The organism is Ruminococcus sp. 1001713B170207_170306_F1 (assembly GCF_015668065.1).
Taxonomy (GTDB): Bacteria; Bacillota; Clostridia; order Lachnospirales; family Lachnospiraceae; genus Blautia_A; species Blautia_A faecis.
The window spans coordinates 13,873-31,933 of record NZ_JADPEX010000036.1; the positions used below are offsets into that span (position 1 = coordinate 13,873).

Sequence of the window (18,061 nt, forward strand, 5' to 3'; positions counted from 1 at the left end):
AAAAAAATCAGTTTAAAACGAACAACAGTCCTGATCTTGGTATTTGTGATAATGTCAGTTGTTCTGGTGCGTAGATTATTTGATCTGCAGATTATTCAGGGAGAGGATTACATCAGCAAATTCCAGGCCAGGACAACCAAAGAGCGTGTGCTCAAGAGCACCCGCGGAAATATTCTGGACAGAAATGGTGATATTCTTGCATCTAATGTGCTTTCCTATTCTCTGACACTGGAGGATAATGGAACTTACACTTCTACAAGAGAGAAGAATCTTACATTAAATGGTGTAGCCTATCAGGTGCTTCAGATTCTTCACAGCAACGGAGATGATATTACCCATTCCTTCCATATTGTGGTAGATAAGAATGGAGAGTATGCTTTTGATGTTGCTGAGGGCTTTACCCTGAACCGTTTCCGTGCTGATATTTATGGACAGGCATTGATCGATGATTTGAAAGATGAACAGAAGACGGCGACTGCGGATCAGATGATGGAGTTTCTCACTGGTTCCGAGAAATTTTCTATCGTTCTTAGCGGTGATCGTGCTTATACAGAGGATGAACTGACCTCCCATGGTCTGCCTCTTACTTTGACCAAGCAGGAAATGCTTGATATTGCAACTATCCGCTACGAACTGAATACCAACAGCTTTAAGAAATATATGCAGGTTACCATTGCTACCAATGTCAGTGAAAAATCGGTAGCTGCGATCATGGAGAATAAGACCGGACTGCAGGGAATTGATGTGGTTGAGGATTCCATCCGCCAGTATATTGATGATGAAAGTATGGCACCAATCCTTGGCTATACAGGTAAGGCTTCTTCCGAGGAGCTGACAGAGCTTCGGAAACAGAATCCGGATTATTCCAATGATGCGATCGTAGGTAAAGCAGGAATTGAGCAGTATATGGAACTTACCCTTCAGGGAACAGACGGCAAGGAGACGGTTTCTGTTGATAACCTTGGAAAGGTTCTGAAAATTGACGAGGATACCAAAGTAGAGCCGGTTGCGGGAGATGATGTGCAGCTTACTATTGATACTGACTGGCAATCGGCAATCTATCAGATCCTCAAACAGCGTGTGGCTGGTGTTCTTCTGACGAAAATTGATGCGGCAAAGACTTTTGATTACACGTATGTCACAGATGCCAGTCAGATCCGTATTCCTATTTATGATGTATACAATGCCCTGATTTCCAACAGTGTGATTGACATCACCAAATTCAGCAATGAGGATGCCTCTGATATAGAAAAAAATTTATATGCCAAATTTCAACAAAAGCAGCAGAGAGTTTTTGATACAATAAGCACGAAGCTGAATGGCTCAAACCCGCCAGCCTATAAGGATGAAGATGAAGAAACACAGGAATATCTGTCTTACATCTGTAATGACCTTCTTAGAGACACGCTTGGAATTATTTCCAAAGATGCCATTGATACATCAGATGCTACTTACAAGGCCTGGACAACAGATGAAACCATCAGCCTGAAGGATTACCTGACTTATGCCACAAGCCAGGGCTGGATCGACATCAGCAGCTTTTCACCGGAAGGAGAGTATCTGGATTCTGAGGAAATTTATCAGGCACTGACAGCATATATTATCGACTATCTCAGTACAGATACTGGATTTTCCAAGCTCCTTTACAAATACATGCTGCAGGAAGATACAATTTCCGGACAGGAAATCTGCCTGGTGCTTTATGAGCAGGGAGTCCTTGACAAAAATGATGATGATTATGAGAATCTGGCTTCCGGAGCAATGGGAGCTTATGATTTCATGATCAACAAGATATACACTCTGGAGATAGAGCCTGCACAGCTGGCATTAATGCCATGCTCAGCGTCCGCTGTGGTTGTAGATGTAAAGACTGGAGATGTAGTTGCACTTGTTTCCTATCCCGGATATGACAATAATCGTCTGACCAATGATATGGATACAGATTATTATGCAAAACTGGCACTTGACCAGTCCAGTCCGTTCTTCAATAAAGCGACCCAGCAAACCACTGCACCAGGTTCCACTTTAAAGCTTCTTTCAACAATTGCAGGAATGGAAGAAGGAATTATTGACGAAGGTACATATATTGAATGTACCGGAACTTTTGACTATGTAGATCCGCCTATTAATTGCTGGTATAAGAATGGTCATGGAAGTCTGGATATCCGTACAGCAATCGAGCAGTCCTGTAACTATTTCTTTAACATGATCGGTTTTCAGCTGGGAAAAGTTGGGGACAATGAGTTCTCCGAGGTGCAGAGTCTGAATAAGCTTCAGGAATATGCCTCATTGATCGGTCTGGATCGGAAGACTGGAATCGAGCTCTCAGAAGCAACTCCGAAGGTTTCCGATGCCAAAGCAGTTCCATCCTATATGGGACAGGGAAATAACCTGTTTACTACATCAGAACTGGCTCGTTATGCTACTGTTATGGCTACTTCCGGAAATGTATTTAAACTGACTCTTCTGGACAAAGTAATGGACCCGAAGGGAGAGGTGATTCAGGAGTATGAGCCGGAAATCGAGGATGTGGTAAATATTTCTTCAAATATCTGGGATGTGATTCATGATGGTATGCGTCGTGTGATCCAGACTCATTCCCAGTTTGATGGTCTTGGAGTAGAAGTGGCAGGTAAAACCGGTACAGCAGAGCTGGATCTTCGCCATCCAAACCATGGTCTGTTTATCGGTTATGCGCCGGCCTCTGATCCGGAGTATGCGGTGGCAATCCGTATTGCCAATGGATACAGCTCCGGTAATGCATGTCTGATTGCTAATGATATTTTTAAATATATGTACAATCTTGCAGATAAAGATTCTATTCTCACAGGTATTGCTTCTACAGATACCAGTGATACATCGAATGACTAAAAACGATTTTGCTGCTGTTCATAGTCTGATCAGCAGTACTGGATATGCCTGCCGGGAGTGTTCCGGCAGGCATATCCATAAGAGAAATACCAGGATTTTGGAACATTTTGTTTAGGAGGAATCAGAAGAAATGGGTGAAGTCATTGTCATTACATCCGGAAAAGGCGGTGTAGGAAAAACCACTACAGTTGCCAATATAGGAACTGGTCTGGCTATGATGGGAAAGAAAACCGTGGTTGTGGATACGGATATTGGTCTTCGTAATCTGGATGTTGTGCTTGGGTTGGAGAACCGGATCGTATATAATCTGGTAGATGTGGTGAATGGAAGCTGCCGTCTGAAACAGGCTCTGATCAAAGACAAGCGGCATCCGGAGCTCTATCTGCTGCCATCTGCGCAAACTAAGGATAAAACCGCCGTATCACCGGAACAGATGATCAAACTGACGGATGATCTGCGGGAGGAGTTTGATTATATATTGCTGGACTGTCCGGCTGGAATTGAGCAGGGATTTAAGAATGCCATTGCAGGTGCAGATAAAGCTCTTGTAGTGACGACCCCGGAGGTATCCGCAATTCGCGATGCGGATCGTATCATTGGTCTTCTGGAAGCAAATGATCTGCGGGATATCCATCTGATCATCAACCGTCTTCGTCCGGACATGATCGCCAGGGGAGATATGATGTCTGTGGATGATGTGACAGAGATTCTGGCTGTAGATCTGATTGGAACTCTTTTAGATGACGAGCAGATTGTGATAGCAACCAATCAGGGAGAGCCTCTTTCTGGTAAAAATTCTCAGGCAGAGGAGGAATACCGGAATATTTGTAAACGGCTTATGGGCGAGGAAGTTCCCTTTGCAGAACTCAGACAGAAGAAAGGTATGTTTTCACGACTGTTTAAAAGACATTGATATTCAGGTAATAATTAGTTACGCAAAATAGCATGTTGGTTGTTTGTAATAATGTTATGTCAACTAATGCTCTGAAATGGAGGGATTTTGCATGAAGACCTTTTTAAATGAAAGAAGGCGTTCAGCAGGATATGCTCGCGACAGGATGAAACTTCTTCTTATCTCAGAACGCATAGAATGCTCTCCACAGATGATGAAAATGTTAAAAAGCGATCTGGTACATACAGTAAAGAAGTATGTGACCATAGAGGAAACTAAAGTGAAAATACAGATATCACAGGAACCGCCTGTCTTAATGGCGTATATCCCTGTGTTGACGAAAAAGGACAGATAAATTTATGATTAAACAGTATAAGCTACGTTTTTACAATTTTAAACTAGTGATCCTTCTGACTGCGATCAGTCTGTTTGGAGTGCAGCTGGTAGCAAGTGCATCGCCAGATCTTCGAAATAAACAGCTTTTGGGCGTTGTGATGGGGCTTGTGTTGCTGGTGATCTTATCGTTAATGGATTATTCCTGGATATTGAATTTCCAGTGGATCATGTATGGTTTTAATCTGCTTATGCTTATTGGTGTACGATTGTTCGGAAGTGAGGCTGGAGGTGCGTCCAGATGGCTGGATATCGGTGGTTTCCGTTTTCAGCCTACCGAGCTTTCCAAAGTTATTATTATTCTGTTTTTTGCCAAGTTTTTTATGGACCATGAAGATGATATCAATACTTTCAGGGTGTTGGCAGAATCAGTGCTCCTTCTGGCTGTTCCATTGGCTCTTATTTATGCACAACCGGATATGAAAAATACCATTACGGTAACCATTATTTTCTGTATTCTGCTGTATATAGCAGGACTGAGCTACAAGATCATCGGAGGTGCGATCCTGATCGCGGTTCCCCTTCTGATCATATTTTTGTCTATTGTTGTGCAGCCGGATCAGACTTTGATCAAGGATTATCAGAGAACACGTATTATGTCTTTCCTTTACCCGGAAAACGAGGAATACCAGGAGGATATTGAACAGCAGAATAACTCGAAGACGGCGATTGCCTCCGGAGAACTGGTTGGAAAAAAACTTACCGGGGATGACCAGGTTTCTTCTGTAAATGCCGGAAACTTTGTTGCAGAGAACCAGACCGACTTTATTTTCGCAGTTGCCGGAGAGGAGTATGGATTTATAGGATGTACAACTTTGGTCGTATTATTGCTGTTGATTTCAGTTGAATGTATCAGGATGAGCCTTAGGGCCAAGGATCTGGCCGGGAAGATTATCTGCTGCGGAATTGGCAGTGTGGTAGCTATACAGAGTTTTTTGAATATCTGCGTTGCTACTGGACTGGCACCTAATACTGGTACGCCTCTTCCTTTTGTAAGTTATGGTCTGACTTCCCTGGTCAGCTTGTTTATCGGTATGGGGCTTGTGATGAATGTAGGTCTGCAGAGCAGTACTTATAATAAAGAACTTAAGAGAAAAGAAATTGATAAGAAAGAGGAATATTTATGACAGCCGCAAAAAAGAAGAACTCAAGACGTAAACAGGCAAGATTTCGAAGCTCCAGAAGAAAGAGGATCAGAAATACTGTTCTTTTACTGTTGCTTTTGGTTGTGCTTGGCGGTACTGGGATCGGTGCAATTTATGTTCTCCGAAATGGAACTGTTTTTGATAAGCTGGAGGATGCATATGTAGCTTCCAGAGAGTTTTCTGGTGGAATTACAGACTTAGACAGCCTGAGAGCTGATGGTTTTGCTAAGAATTTGTGTGTGGTCGTATCAGATGTTCCGATGGATGGTGTTTCCCTTGGGGAAAAACAGAAAGGACTTCTTCTGGATCTGGATGACAGAAAGGTGCTTTATTCCAAACAGGCACTTCAAAAGGTATACCCGGCAAGTATCACCAAGATCATGACAGCTATGCTGGCACTGAAATATGGAAATATGGATGACGTAGTAACCATTACACAGGAGAATCTGAATCTGGAGGAGGGTTCACAGGTTTGCGGCTTTTGGGCAGGTGACCAGGTGACTATGGATCAGCTTCTTCATTGTCTGCTGGTTTATTCAGGTAATGACGCAGCAGCGGCTATTGCAGAGCATGTGGGTGGTTCTACAGATGGGTTTGTGGAGATGATGAACAGTTATGCCAGGGAACTTGGCTGTACCGGAACTCATTTTACCAATCCTCATGGACTGCAGGATGAAAACCATTATACCACTCCCTATGATATCTATCTGATGCTAAAGGAAGCTTTGAATTATCCAGAGTTTACTCAAATTACACAGTCCGGATCTTATACAGTAGAATATACTCATGCGGACGGAAGCAGTGCAAGTACCACATTACTTGCCACAGACCATTATCTAACAGGAGAAGCTACCCCTCCTAAGAATGTGACTATTCTGGGTGGAAAGACCGGTACTACGGACAATGCAGGCAACTGTCTGGCGTTGCTGAGCCAGAATGCTTATGGAAAGCCGTACATTTCCATTGTAATGGGTGCCGCCACAAAAGACGAGCTTTATGAGCAGATGTCGTCCCTTTTGCAGAATATAAACTAGAGCCTGTTTGAAAAATCATTCCCGCAATCTGCACGCCCCACTTTGCGGTATATTTTGCCCGAATTCGGTTGCCGTAGCCCGCTACGGCGCCCTCATCCGGGCAAAATCTCCCACAAATCGTGACGCACATCTTGCAGAAAGCCTTTTTCAAACACGCTCTAGTAAATCGTTTCGTAAATAACTACACCAATCGCGTAGGATGTGGATTCGAGTATGCAGGCATAGTTATTTCGAAAACGATGTACTAGTCAGTCGCTTTATGAATCGTAGCCACAATTGAGAAAAATAGACAGAAATATTAAAAAAACTCTTGAAAATTTAGAAAAATTATACTATAATATGAAACATATTAAACAAGGTTTTTGGTAAAAATTTAATATCATATTGTCTAAGGAGGAAAACATCATGGTTGAACTGATCGTAGGAAAGAAAGGCAAAGGCAAAACAAAAGTGCTCTTAGACAGAGTAAACGGTGCGGTGAAAGAAGCCAACGGAAGCATTGTTTACCTTGACAAGAGTACCAAACATATGTATGAGCTTAACAATAAGGTACGTCTTATTGACGTTTCCTCTTATCCATTGAAGAATGCAGATGAGTTCGTAGGTTTCATTTGTGGTATTATTTCTCAGGATCACGATCTTGAGCAGATTTATCTGGACAGCTTCCTTAAGGTTTCCAAGTTGGAAGACGCTGATGTTACAGATACACTTGATCAGCTGGACAAGATCGGTGAGAAATATGGAATTTCAATAGTTGTAAGTATTTCGCTTGACAAAGAAGAGATTCCGGAAGCATTACAGGATAAGATTGCAGTAGCATTATAATCTCGGATAATATGATATTGCAGCTATAAATTCAGTAAAACCAAATTAGAGGTACATAAGGACATGACTCGACTGTGGGTCATGTCCTTTTTTGAGGTGCGCCTTAGAACTTGTTTGAAAAATCATTCCTACAATCTGCACATCCCACTTTGCGGTATATTTTGCCCGAATTCAGTTGCCGTAACCCGCTACGGCGCCTTCATCCGGACTAAATCTCCCACAAATTGTGACGCACATCTTGCAGAAAGTCTTGTTTTGCGGTATGTTCCTGGATTGATTTACAATAATAATATTATGTGAATTAAATGTGGCGAGTACAACAATTGTATGTGTGAAGTAGATATTAATCTTCACGCAGTTTTACAGCAGTGGCTGCCTGACGCCGTCTGGAATCGTCTAAGGCTGCATAATGCTTCTTGGTAGTATTCACGTCCTTATGGCCTAAAACGTCCGCTACAAGGTAAATATCGCCTGTTTCCTGGTAGAGGGCGGTGCCGTAAGTACTGCGGAGTTTATGAGGGGTGATTTTCTTGGTGGTGGTAACCTGGCGGGCGTATTTTTTAACCAGGTTTTCAACGGCCTGGACCCCAATTCGTTTGCGCTGGGTAGAGTAGAAGAGAGCGTGTTCGTGACCTTCTACAGGAATAATGTTCTTGCGTACTTCCAGGTAGTTTTTCAGAGCTTTTTCTACTTCGGGACCGAAATATACAACCATTTCATTTCCACCTTTTCGAGTAACCTTGATTCCATTATTTTTGAAATCTACGTCTTCTATGTCAAGACCTACACATTCAGAAACACGAACACCTGTTCCGAGCAGGAGAGTAACGAGAGCGAGGTCACGGTCTTTGGTTTTTTCATAATATACCTTTTTCTGACCGGTAAGGTCGTCCCCGCCGTGCTCAATATAATCCAGCAGCAAGGCAACTTCATCAGCTTCCAGGCGAATGATGCTTTTCTGATGAATCTTTGGAACGTCTACAAGGACGGTAGGATTTGTGTGAATCATTTCACGTTTAAAATAATATGCATAAAAACTTCGCAATGAGGACATTTTTCGCTTCAGACCACGTTCGCCATTGGTTTCCGTTTTATCCCCGGCCTGGTAAACTTTAAGGTATTCTTCATATTCCTCAAGATCAACGGCTGTGAGCTGATCCAGAACATCCACAGTAAAGGCATCTATAGACCAGTCCCTGAAGGCTGGATTTTGTTCCAGAAGAAACTGAAAGAAAATGCGGATGTCATATGCATAGGAAATTCTGGTTTTAGTTGTGGTACGCGGTTCAATGGCACGAAAGAAATCCCTGCAAAATGGCGGCAAGGTTTTCAGAACATCACGAAGCCGCAAGGTATTTTCAACGTCAGTCTGTTCGTGGTAGGTGACTTTTTTATCCATGAAAAATTCTCCTTTAGCAAGTAATAATGATACCAATCTATATGAAAAACTCGGGTTTGTCGTATAGATCTAGATGAGGGGTATAACGCCGAATCAGCCACTTCTTCTGGCTGTTTTCGGCGTTTTTCAGAATTTCATTAAATGTTAAAATATAATTGATGGTTCGACTGCATTCATTATGCAGTTACAGGCGATTCTGAACATCTGGCGCACCGGTTTCAATAAAGCTTGGCCGGTTTCGTTACAATTGCTGTTAATTTTACATGATCGATTCGTCCAACATCACTGTAAACGGTCCATCGTTTTCCAGTGAAATTTTCATATCAGCGCCAAAAATACCATGCTGAACAACTGGAACAACTTTTGCAGCTTCCTTTAGCATGTATTCATAAAGTTCATTTGCCTGTTCTGGCGCACCGGCTTCAATAAAGCTTGGCCGGTTTCCTTTTTTGCAGTTGGCATATAACGTGAATTGCGAAACCATCAAAAGCTCCCCATTTACATCTGCCAGGGAAAGGTTTGTTTTGCCATTTTCATCTTCAAAAATTCGAAGTCCTAGCATTTTTTTCATATATTTGTCTGCAATTTCCCTGGTATCATTCTGACCTATGCCGACCAGTACAAGAAAGCCCTTCCCAATATTTCCGATAACTTCACCATCTACTTTTACGCTTGCATGATTTACACGTTGTATTAAAAGCCGCATGTTAATTTCCGTCCTTTTTACTGTTTTGTTTCTGTCTGTACTCTTCTATCAATTGTCTGACTTTTTGATAAATTATCACGGAATATTTTTTTATAAGGATCCAGATTGTAGTCAGGATTTTCTGGATCGTTTTTAACAAAGTAAGGGTAAATTTCAACATTGCAGTGCGTCTGGGTGTCTCTCTCTTCTTCGGCTCTTCTGCCGGGAAAAGAACGGGTTCATGTGTTTCCGGATCCAGACAGTCAATGTTGGTGTATTTTTGCTCCTCATCTGGAACCTGCTTATAGATCAGGCTGATATGGACAAGCCTGCCAAGTGCCGCGTAAAGCACTGCAAAAACAGGAACGCCAATGATCATACCTGGGATTCCAAAGATTCCACCGCCAATAAGGATGGCGACAATGACCAGAAAACTGGAAAGTCCTGTGGAATCACCAAGAATCTTCGGTCCAAGAATATTGCCGTCAAACTGCTGGAGAACAAGAATAAAAATTGCAAAATAAATAGCCTGCAGCGGATCCACCAATAAGATGAGAAAAATACTTGGGATTGCTCCGAGGTAAGGTCCAAAAAATGGAATTACGTTGGTTACACCAATGATCACACTGATCAAAAGTATATATGGCATATTCAAAAAGTTCATACCAATATAACACAATACGCCAATGATGGCAGAATCCAAAATCTTACCACTGAAAAATCCGATAAAGGTTCTATTGGTAAAACGCATGGAATGGATGATAAAATTCGCATGCTGGGTATTAAAAATTGCGTAGGTGAGCATTTTTGCCTTGGCAATGAATCCCTCTTTATCTGCCATCAGGTACAGGGAAACGATAGCTCCGATGAGGAAATTCTTCAGAAAATTAATTAATTCAAACACACCTGCGGAAATATTTTTTAGCATTTCCTGCATCTGCGGAAGGATATTCGTAGTCAGGTAGTCCTGCGCTGTGGTGATGGACTGATTCAAAGTGTCCAGTGCATCACTGTTCAGATTCCATTTCTCAATGAAAGACTGCAGCCATTTCTGAATAACCTTCACATAGGCTGGAAAACTGTAGATCAGACCCATAATACTTCGGATCAGTTCTGGCAGAATCATCATAATAAGGGCATAAATAAGAGCAAGGAAGAGAAACATACATAAAATTACGCATGCCCACCGAATTGCCTTGCGCCCCTTCTTTCCTACTGATACTTCCTTCCTGGCAAGAAGCGGATAAATGATTTTTTTCTCCAGGAAATTTAATACAGGGGTCAGTAAAAAGGCAATCACGACCCCATAAACAATAGGTGTGAGAATCCCCAGAAATGTCTGAATTCCTGTAATCAGTGTCTTCATATGGAAAACACCATAATAAAAGAGCATACTGGCTGCGATTACAAGGAAAGAAGTTACTCCCCAGCGAACATGTTGATTGTCCCAGCGTAATTTCATATTCTAATATCGTCCTCCTGAAACATGAATGCAAAATATGTGTTACTGTCTGCTGTTTGCACAGTAACCAATAAGTGTCTGTACTGTTATTTATTTAACAGCGATTGCTATCTATTATAACACAGTTTTGTCTCAATGTCTCATTAAAAAAATATAAAGTGGCGATGGCGTTTGAAAACAGGAACCGAAAACAGGAATTGAGATGCAACAAATTACAAAAGGAGCTCTCTTTCGAGAACTCCTTATTTTCACATGATTCTGTATATTATTTCTTAAGGTCATCAAAAATATGTATGGTATTGATAATCGCCTGGGCAGCACCTTCGATACCAAGCACACTGCTGTCAACGCTTAAGCTGTAGCCCGCTGCTGCACCCCATTTCTTATTGGTGTAGTAATTATAGTAGCTTGCACGGCTCTTATCTGTCTTGGTGATCATATCTTTGGCTTCTTTAGGTGTCTTATTGTATTTGCCTGCAATACGCTTGATCCTCCAGTCCAGATCAGCATGAACAAAAACACTGAAGCAGTCTTTATTATCTGCAAGAGCATAATCTGCACAACGCCCTACCATAACACAGGGACCTTCAGCAGCTAATTTCTTGATGGCTTCGAACTGTGCCAGGAAAACCTTGTGGTTCATAGGCATGTCTGTAAATCCAGCAGAAGAATATCCAAAAGAATAAGTATCCATTACAAGAGAATACAGGAAGCTGTTAGTTGGCCTCTCGTCATGATTCTCAAATAATTCCTTGCAAATACCGCTGTCGTTTGCAGCATGCTCCAGAAGCTCTTTGTCGTAACACTTGATTCCAAAATATCTGGCTACTTCCTGACCAATCTGCCTGCCGGCGCTTCCATATTCACGTCCGATGGTAATAATTGAACTTGTTGTATTGTTCATATCTGCCACTCCCTTCTGCAATTCCTTTGTTACTGTTCACTTCGTGACTGGCAATTCATAGGAATTTTGTAAGATTATTATACACTACATCAGGGTAAACTGACAACTATTTTCTTAATTTTTCTAACAAATTGAGAAAATATTCTGGCAAAGGTGCAGAAAACTCCATATACTCTCCTGTTCTTGGGTGAACAAAGCCCAAAACCATGGCATGAAGAGTCTGTCCCTGAAGATGATAGGGATTTTTGCCTGAGCCATAGATTTCGTCGCCAAGAAGAGGATGTCCAAGGCTGGTCATATGTACACGGATCTGATGGGTACGACCGGTTTCAAGGCGGCACTCGATATAAGTCGCATTCCCGAAACGTTCCAGGACTTTATAATGGGTGACAGCGTCTTTTCCATTTTTGTAGTTGATCGCCATTTTTTTCCGGTCAATTGGGTGACGGCCAATCGGGCCTTCTACAGTACCTTCATCTTCCTTAAGATTACCTGCTACAATAGCCCGGTAACGCCGCTTGATGGTATGCGCTTTCAGTTGCTTGGCCAGATCACGGTGAGCCGTGTCATTCTTGCATACAAGAAGAGCTCCTGTAGTGTCCTTATCAATACGGTGGACGATTCCAGGGCGCATAACGCCGTTAATACCGGACAGATTGCCCTGACAGTGGTACATAATAGCATTTACCAAAGTTCCGCTGGTGTGGCCGTTTGCAGGATGGACTACCATTCCTTTGGGCTTATTTATCACCAGTACATCATCATCTTCGTATAAAATGTCCAAAGGGATATTTTCCGGAAGAATATCCGGTTCAGTCAGATCAGGCAGGGTTGTCTGAACCAGATCCCCTGCCTGTATTTTGTAGTTTGCTTTTACTGCTTTCCCATTGACGGTAACACCTTGTTCTTTCAGAAGCTTCTGAAGATAAGAACGGGAAAGTTCCTCATATTTATCGGAAAGACAGCGGTCTATGCGTACTCCTGCTTCATCTTCGATTGCTGTAAATTCCAATTGCTCCATGTATCAGTAAAACTCCTCTCTCAATTACGCGGTATATGAAAAATCAGACAAATCAATTTACCTGGTAGATCTGTTCCCCGGTTTCAGAAAGTCAAAATCATTTTCTTCTGTATAACGGAAAAACATAAGAAATACCATCACTGTGATCCCACAGGTCACGTAAATATCTGCTACATTAAACGTGGGAAAATCAATTAGGGAAAAATAAATAAAATCTACCACATATCCACGGAAAACACGGTCTATAAAATTCCCCATTGCTCCAGCGAACACAATTGCCGCTGTATAAAGCAGTGGTCTGTAATAAACAGTTGCAGGTGCTTTTATAAAAAGATATATAATAGCCACAAAAAACACAATACAGGTAAGCACCAGAAAAAGAATCTTATTTTGGAGAAGGCCAAATGCCATGCCTCTGTTTTCAAGGTAACGAAGGTTTAACACATCATCAATAAGAGTAATCCCGGAGGTTCCTCTCAGATACCTGATTGCAAAATACTTTGTTCCCTGATCCAGAAGAACCAGAAAAAGGATAAGCAGAATTGCTTTTAATTTAGGTGCTTTTAGTGGAAGATCATTGTAGTTTGAAGCTGTTTTATTTTCCATAATAGATTACCTGCAGATGGCGTGAATTCCCACAAGAAGCTCCTGATCTGTAACTGTTTTGTCAATAAAACTCTTTCCAAGACCATCCATAAGAATAAATTTAATCTGTCCCTGTTCCATTTTTTTGTCCTTTTTGGTAGCTGCAAGAATGTCTCTGGGAGAAAGTCCTTCCACATACAAAGGCAGGTCGTAAAGCTTAAGGCTATGGCAGATCTGCTCGTATTCAGCATTTGTGAGGAGACCTCTTTCCCTGGAAATGGCAGCTGCGGCAACCAGTCCGATTCCCACACACTGACCATGGAGAAGGTTAAAGTTCATCAGCTTTTCGACTGCATGTCCTATGGTGTGGCCAAGATTAAGAAGAGCACGCTCTCCCTGTTCCTTGGGATCCCGCTCTACAACCCCGGCTTTGATGGCACAGCATTTTCGGATCATAACGGCAAGTATTTCTGGATCCATAGTGCGGATAATCTTGTAATTTGCGCATACAAAGTCGAAAAAGTCTTTATCGCAAATTAGTCCGGTCTTTAGAATTTCACCCATTCCACAGCCAAATTCGCGCTCAGGGAGGGATTGCAAGGTGGCCATGTTCATATAAACCAGTCGGGGCTGATGAAAAGCGCCTACCATATTTTTAAACTGTCTGAAATCAACGCCAGTCTTACCGCCTACGCTGCTGTCCACCTGCGCCAGAAGCGTGGTAGGGATCTGGATAAAATCAATTCCCCGAAGATAGGCTGCAGCACCGAAGCCGGATAAGTCTCCTGTTACTCCGCCTCCAAGAGCAACCACCAGACTTTTGCGGTCAAGCCCATTCTCAATAAGGCACTGGAAAAGATCCTGTACGGTATCAAGATTCTTGTGTGCTTCTCCGGCGGGGAAAGTGAACTGGCATACATGATCGGTTACTTTCAAAAGTTCTGCCTTCACCTGGTCTGCATAGAGAGGTGCTACTGTAGAATCTGAAACAATACACATGTTTTTCCCGGCAAGACCTTCATCTGTTAAGGCCTGTGAAAGAAAAGAAAAGTCATTTTCAAAATAAATGGGATAACAGAACTCCCCGTCACGTTTTACAAGTAATTTTTCTTCTGCCATAGTTAAATCCTCTCCAAATGTATTATTGTTTATACGTATTTTCGAATGCGGACACCAAGGCGTCCTTTCTTTGTCTGTCTGGATACACCATCATAGATAAAGCGTCCTTTGCCGCGAACGGAAATAATATCGCCTTCTTTTGGCTCATATCCATTGGAGGTGATCAGTTTGCCGTTTACAAACACAAGACCGCTTTCAATAAAAGAAACCATGCTGCTTCTGGACGTCTGAAAAGCCAGCCCGATGAGAGCATCCAGCCTTACAGAAGCGCAGGTACCATTTATCATTTCAAATTCAGGTTCCGGAATCTCTTCTGCCTGCTCTACTCTGGAAACCAGAACGGTAGTATGTTTTACCCGAATAAGATTTTCAATAAAAAAGTCAGACATTTTATGAAGGCAGAAAAACCAGGCTTCTTTATCCTTGATGAGGATATCACCAACTACACTGCGGTCAACTCCAAGATTCAGGAGCGCTCCAAGATAATCTCTATGTCCAAGCTCCTCAGAAAAACGAAGAGCCTTGGGCTCTATTTTCAGGCAGTCAATAGGATAATCCCAGGAAAAACCAAGGCCTCCGGGGAAAAAAGCTGCCATCTGCCGTTCTGCATGCTCATAGCCTCCGAAAAGCTTTACCTCTACGCCTATCTGATGAAGCTTAAGGGAAACAAGCATATTTTGTTCGTTTAAGTTAAGAAAATCCGTAAAGGTGACAATATCTCTCTGGTAAGAGAGATTTGCCAGCTCCCGGATTCTCTTAAGTAAAAATTCATCCTTATCCATAAAAATCAATAACCAGCTCTTACAGAAGGTGTAGCGCCGCCAAGAATATTCTGAAGATCACCAGTGATATCTACAGAAGAGGGACCAAGTACGAAGATGTAGCTGGAAATCTTCTGAAGGGAACCATTCAGGGAATAACATGCGCCAGATGCAAAATCAATAATACGCTGTGCAAGTTCTACATCAATACCCTCCAGATTCAGAATTACAGTTGCATTGTCAAGAAGTGTGTCTGCAATTTCCCGGGTGTCCTCCATGGAAGCAGGTTTGATCACACAAACCTCCATAGAAGAAGCCTGATTCGCACGACGGCTGCTTCTCATCGGAGTGATTTTGGAAGAAGCTACAGGGCGCTGCTTCTCAGCTGGCTGTTTCGCAGGAGCCTTGGCAGCAGTCTTTGGTGTTGCTGTATGTACAGGTTCTTCGTCAAAGGAAGTATCTGCGTCAGCCAAATCATCCTCTTTCTTACGACCGAATTTCTCGAAGAATTTCTTCTTAGGCTTGTCATCCATGGGATCGTCATCAAAGAAATCCCCCTCTTCGTCATCCATCAGATCCTCATCTAAATAATTATCTTCATCATAATCGTCATCATTCAGTTTAATAGAATCTAATAATTTATCAAAAACGCTCATTTTCAATCTCCAATCTTAATCTTCTTGCCGTGTGGCATAATTTCGTTCACCAAAAATACCGGTTCCCACACGTACCATGGTTGAGCCTTCCTGGACAGCAACCTGATAATCTCCGGTCATACCCATACTCAGAACACTCATGTTAACATTATTAATGTTTTTTGCATTAATGTCAACACTTAATTTCTTCAATGTGCGAAAAACTTCACGATTTTCTTCTGGATTTTTCACAAATGGGGCAATGGTCATAAGTCCCATCACTTTTATATGGGAAAATATGCTGATTTTCTCAAGAAGAGGAAGCACCTCATTCGTCGCTAATCCGAATTTGCTTTCTTCCTCTGCTACATTAACTTCCAGCAGAATCGGCATAACAAGATCTTTCTTTGCAGCTTCCTGCTCAATGGTCTGGGCAAGGCGAAGGGAATCTACCGAGTGAATCATGGCAACCTTGTCAATAATATATTTTACTTTATTGCGCTGCAGATGACCGATCATGTGCCACTGGATATCTGATGGCAGCTGGTCATATTTATCCATGATCTCCTGCACTTTATTTTCTCCAAAAACACGCGCACCGGCATCATACGCCTCCTGAAGCATGGAGACCGGTTTGGTCTTACTTACTGCCACCAATGTGACTTCACCTGGGTCACGGGAAACAGCAGCACAGGCTTTTTCAATATTTGCATTTACCTGCTGTAAATTTTCAGCTAACATTTATAAGCCTCCTTAAAAATAGTATATGTTAAACTTAGTAGAGAATATCCTGCTCTTTTACCTGGGAGGAGTCTCTGGCAATGCGGTCATAGCGGGAAAGTCCGTAGGATGTATTACTGGAAATAATGGCATATTCTTCATTCTGATCCAGTATATCTACCTGACGGAATACCGCATACCCTTGATTGATGCAGTAAACGCCTTCCAGAGAATCTGTTTCGCCTACAATAAAGCGCTGGTTGGAGTCATCTTTTACAATAGCATCTCCTTCCTTAAAAGCGCTTCTATCCACGTAATAATTGTAAGCTTCATCGGCAGAATCATCATCTAACTCAATTTTAACTTTACCGTAGATTGTAGCATTGATAAAGGTTCTTACGTTATTTCCGCTGGAATCTTTGGAAATCTTGTTAAAGCCTACACTTCCGCTGTCAGGATCAGTCGTGGCATATTCTGCCGGAATTACGTAAAAATCCTTGGATTCAATAGCGGAAAGGGGAATCTTAAGACCGGTTACTGTATTGGTAACCAGCTCAATATCCAGAAAACGGTCAGATGCATAGCGGATCAGACCGCGGCTGAAGTCAATTTTTCCATATTTGTTACCATCGATTTTTATGATGGAAAAATCGCCGCTCTGTGTCATATCATCCTTGAGAAATTTCACACGAATGGTGGAACGTCCCTCCAGCTTGGCGGCCTGTTTGTCGCTTAATGGAATGATCAGGCTCCATAATTCGCTGGTAATATTTGTATAAATGTTATCTCCGGCCTGCACCTTTTCGGATGTCTTCAGATCCGTTTCATGGTAAGAAGTCTGGTCAAAATCTGCTGCTGTAATGTTCTCCACAGTCTTATTCTCATAACCGTCCATAGAATAGAGGATAATGCCGTCTTCCTGGGCTTTACAGATATTCTGTCCACCGATGGTCACTACTTGTGAATCTGCATTCCCGTCAGTGGAAATTCCCTCATACTGAAGGATGCTTCCCTCCAGCTGGTTCTTAAAACTGTAGGTGTTGTTAAATTTACTTCCGGAAAATCCCTTGGAAAAGCTGAGCATAGAACTGCGGATTTTCTCCAGTTCGTCCGCAGTCAATGCAGACTTGGTTTCTGCAATTTTTCCGGAACTTAATCCGTAAACAGCACCGTTGGCATTGATCTTACTTCCCTCCCGGGCATAATAATTCACATAACCGGAGGATTCTGCCTTAAAAACACTCTCTTCCCGAAGAGAAATACCAGTGTAGGTCTCGTTTCGTGATAAAGGACCTGTGGTAACCTGGTAAGATTCGATGTGTGTGGAGGTTACAAGTAAAAATGCAGTAAAAATCATATATAATAACAATACACCAAAAGCAACGGTGGCAATATTCAGTCCGAATATGTTCTTTAACTGGACAAAAAGTCCTGCCATTTTGCCAGGCTTGTTAGATTTCTTCTCGGACAAGCGGATTCCCCCTTTGTTTTTGAGTCGGGCTCTGAATTTTCATACCAAACAATTGTACCATTTTTTGCCGGTGAACACAAGGAAAAGAAAACGAAAAGTGTGTGAACAAAGCTGGAAGCTGTGAACAGCCTGCATATCA

Annotated in this window: 17 protein-coding genes and 4 pseudogenes; 8 read left to right on the top strand and 13 right to left on the bottom strand. The window is 42.2% G+C overall.

Going from position 1 to position 18,061, the window contains the following annotated elements; translation table 11 throughout:
* Positions 1-45 precede the first annotated feature (45 nt).
* The 5 genes from I4V84_RS17615 (at position 46) to I4V84_RS17635 (ending at position 6,335) form a co-directional block, all read left to right on the top strand.
* On the top strand, positions 46-2,871 hold the full coding sequence (locus tag I4V84_RS17615; RefSeq protein WP_319017153.1) for a penicillin-binding transpeptidase domain-containing protein: 2,826 nt from the start codon (positions 46-48) through the stop codon (positions 2,869-2,871).
* A 130-nt stretch (positions 2,872-3,001) separates the two neighbouring features.
* A complete protein-coding gene (gene minD, locus I4V84_RS17620; RefSeq protein WP_118580227.1) occupies positions 3,002-3,784 on the top strand; it encodes a septum site-determining protein MinD in 783 nt (260 codons plus the stop codon).
* 91 nt (positions 3,785-3,875) lie between these two features.
* A complete protein-coding gene (gene minE / locus I4V84_RS17625; protein WP_118580224.1) occupies positions 3,876-4,118 on the top strand; it encodes a cell division topological specificity factor MinE in 243 nt (80 codons plus the stop codon).
* A 4-nt stretch (positions 4,119-4,122) separates the two neighbouring features.
* Complete coding sequence (locus I4V84_RS17630; protein WP_148463016.1) at positions 4,123-5,283, top strand: FtsW/RodA/SpoVE family cell cycle protein; 1,161 nt, start codon at positions 4,123-4,125, stop codon at positions 5,281-5,283.
* A complete protein-coding gene (locus I4V84_RS17635; RefSeq protein ID WP_195993063.1) occupies positions 5,280-6,335 on the top strand; it encodes a D-alanyl-D-alanine carboxypeptidase family protein in 1,056 nt (351 codons plus the stop codon). The genes I4V84_RS17630 and I4V84_RS17635 overlap by 4 nt, the downstream gene beginning before the upstream one ends.
* Before the next feature lie 40 nt (positions 6,336-6,375).
* Here I4V84_RS17635 and I4V84_RS20905 read toward each other — a convergent pair.
* Positions 6,376-6,426 (bottom strand): annotated as a pseudogene (locus tag I4V84_RS20905) (DUF6783 domain-containing protein); the annotation flags it as partial.
* On the opposite strand from I4V84_RS20905, the pseudogene I4V84_RS20910 reads away from it, so the two are divergent.
* Positions 6,403-6,516 (top strand): annotated as a pseudogene (locus I4V84_RS20910) (DUF6783 domain-containing protein); the annotation flags it as partial. The pseudogenes I4V84_RS20905 and I4V84_RS20910 overlap by 24 nt on opposite strands.
* Positions 6,517-6,740: 224 nt before the next feature.
* Entirely contained in the window at positions 6,741-7,160 is a 420-nt protein-coding gene (locus I4V84_RS17640; protein WP_118580215.1) for a twitching motility protein PilT, read from the top strand.
* Positions 7,161-7,205: 45 nt separating this feature from the next.
* Here I4V84_RS17640 and I4V84_RS20915 read toward each other — a convergent pair.
* Positions 7,206-7,385: pseudogene (locus tag I4V84_RS20915) on the bottom strand (DUF6783 domain-containing protein).
* Between I4V84_RS20915 and I4V84_RS20920 the strand changes: the two are divergent.
* Positions 7,335-7,460 (top strand): annotated as a pseudogene (locus I4V84_RS20920) (DUF6783 domain-containing protein); the annotation flags it as partial. The pseudogenes I4V84_RS20915 and I4V84_RS20920 overlap by 51 nt on opposite strands.
* 43 nt (positions 7,461-7,503) lie before the next feature.
* Here the strand turns inward: I4V84_RS20920 and I4V84_RS17645 are convergent.
* The 11 genes from I4V84_RS17645 to I4V84_RS17695 all read right to left on the bottom strand — a co-directional run bounded on the left by I4V84_RS17645 (position 7,504) and on the right by I4V84_RS17695 (position 17,922).
* The gene (locus I4V84_RS17645; protein ID WP_118580212.1) at positions 7,504-8,559 is read right to left on the bottom strand and encodes a tyrosine-type recombinase/integrase; all 1,056 of its coding nucleotides are present in this window, start codon (positions 8,557-8,559) and stop codon (positions 7,504-7,506) included.
* A gap of 259 nt (positions 8,560-8,818) precedes the next feature.
* Positions 8,819-9,265, bottom strand: a complete 447-nt coding sequence (gene dtd, locus I4V84_RS17650) for a D-aminoacyl-tRNA deacylase (RefSeq protein ID WP_148463019.1) — start codon at positions 9,263-9,265, stop codon at positions 8,819-8,821.
* A 1-nt stretch (position 9,266) separates the two neighbouring features.
* Entirely contained in the window at positions 9,267-10,706 is a 1,440-nt protein-coding gene (locus I4V84_RS17655; RefSeq protein ID WP_118580206.1) for an AI-2E family transporter, read from the bottom strand.
* 265 nt (positions 10,707-10,971) lie between these two features.
* The gene (locus tag I4V84_RS17660) at positions 10,972-11,610 is read right to left on the bottom strand and encodes a cytidylate kinase-like family protein (RefSeq protein ID WP_118580203.1); all 639 of its coding nucleotides are present in this window, start codon (positions 11,608-11,610) and stop codon (positions 10,972-10,974) included.
* Positions 11,611-11,716: 106 nt separating this feature from the next.
* The gene (locus I4V84_RS17665; protein ID WP_195408934.1) at positions 11,717-12,631 is read right to left on the bottom strand and encodes an RluA family pseudouridine synthase; all 915 of its coding nucleotides are present in this window, start codon (positions 12,629-12,631) and stop codon (positions 11,717-11,719) included.
* A gap of 57 nt (positions 12,632-12,688) precedes the next feature.
* On the bottom strand, positions 12,689-13,237 hold the full coding sequence (lspA, locus tag I4V84_RS17670) for a signal peptidase II (protein WP_195993064.1): 549 nt from the start codon (positions 13,235-13,237) through the stop codon (positions 12,689-12,691).
* Between the two features lie 6 nt (positions 13,238-13,243).
* A complete protein-coding gene (aroB, locus tag I4V84_RS17675) occupies positions 13,244-14,335 on the bottom strand; it encodes a 3-dehydroquinate synthase (protein WP_195993065.1) in 1,092 nt (363 codons plus the stop codon).
* A 29-nt stretch (positions 14,336-14,364) separates the two neighbouring features.
* A complete protein-coding gene (locus tag I4V84_RS17680) occupies positions 14,365-15,117 on the bottom strand; it encodes a YlmH/Sll1252 family protein (RefSeq protein ID WP_118580331.1) in 753 nt (250 codons plus the stop codon).
* Positions 15,118-15,122: 5 nt separating this feature from the next.
* Positions 15,123-15,752 (bottom strand): cell division protein SepF, encoded by a 630-nt coding sequence (locus tag I4V84_RS17685; protein ID WP_118580191.1) that lies wholly within the window; start codon positions 15,750-15,752, stop codon positions 15,123-15,125.
* A 15-nt stretch (positions 15,753-15,767) separates the two neighbouring features.
* On the bottom strand, positions 15,768-16,472 hold the full coding sequence (locus I4V84_RS17690) for a YggS family pyridoxal phosphate-dependent enzyme (RefSeq protein WP_118580188.1): 705 nt from the start codon (positions 16,470-16,472) through the stop codon (positions 15,768-15,770).
* A gap of 34 nt (positions 16,473-16,506) precedes the next feature.
* Positions 16,507-17,922, bottom strand: a complete 1,416-nt coding sequence (locus tag I4V84_RS17695) for an HlyD family efflux transporter periplasmic adaptor subunit (protein ID WP_243110373.1) — start codon at positions 17,920-17,922, stop codon at positions 16,507-16,509.
* Positions 17,923-18,061: the final 139 nt, after the last annotated feature.

Bases quoted from the DNA above. Each gene is read 5' to 3' on its own strand.
- aroB (WP_195993065.1), bottom strand. From the start codon at position 14,335: ATGGCAGAAGAAAAATTACTTGTAAAACGTGACGGGGAGTTCTGTTAT.
- I4V84_RS17630 (WP_148463016.1), top strand. From the start codon at position 4,123: ATGATTAAACAGTATAAGCTACGTTTTTACAATTTTAAACTAGTGATC.
- lspA (WP_195993064.1), bottom strand. From the start codon at position 13,237: ATGGAAAATAAAACAGCTTCAAACTACAATGATCTTCCACTAAAAGCA.
- I4V84_RS17640 (WP_118580215.1), top strand. From the start codon at position 6,741: ATGGTTGAACTGATCGTAGGAAAGAAAGGCAAAGGCAAAACAAAAGTG.
- I4V84_RS17655 (WP_118580206.1), bottom strand. From the start codon at position 10,706: ATGAAATTACGCTGGGACAATCAACATGTTCGCTGGGGAGTAACTTCT.
- I4V84_RS17685 (WP_118580191.1), bottom strand. From the start codon at position 15,752: ATGAGCGTTTTTGATAAATTATTAGATTCTATTAAACTGAATGATGAC.
- I4V84_RS17660 (WP_118580203.1), bottom strand. From the start codon at position 11,610: ATGAACAATACAACAAGTTCAATTATTACCATCGGACGTGAATATGGA.
- I4V84_RS17645 (WP_118580212.1), bottom strand. From the start codon at position 8,559: ATGGATAAAAAAGTCACCTACCACGAACAGACTGACGTTGAAAATACC.
- I4V84_RS17680 (WP_118580331.1), bottom strand. From the start codon at position 15,117: ATGGATAAGGATGAATTTTTACTTAAGAGAATCCGGGAGCTGGCAAAT.
- I4V84_RS17690 (WP_118580188.1), bottom strand. From the start codon at position 16,472: ATGTTAGCTGAAAATTTACAGCAGGTAAATGCAAATATTGAAAAAGCC.
- I4V84_RS17665 (WP_195408934.1), bottom strand. From the start codon at position 12,631: ATGGAGCAATTGGAATTTACAGCAATCGAAGATGAAGCAGGAGTACGC.
- minD (WP_118580227.1), top strand. From the start codon at position 3,002: ATGGGTGAAGTCATTGTCATTACATCCGGAAAAGGCGGTGTAGGAAAA.
- dtd (WP_148463019.1), bottom strand. From the start codon at position 9,265: ATGCGGCTTTTAATACAACGTGTAAATCATGCAAGCGTAAAAGTAGAT.
- minE (WP_118580224.1), top strand. From the start codon at position 3,876: ATGAAGACCTTTTTAAATGAAAGAAGGCGTTCAGCAGGATATGCTCGC.
- I4V84_RS17635 (WP_195993063.1), top strand. From the start codon at position 5,280: ATGACAGCCGCAAAAAAGAAGAACTCAAGACGTAAACAGGCAAGATTT.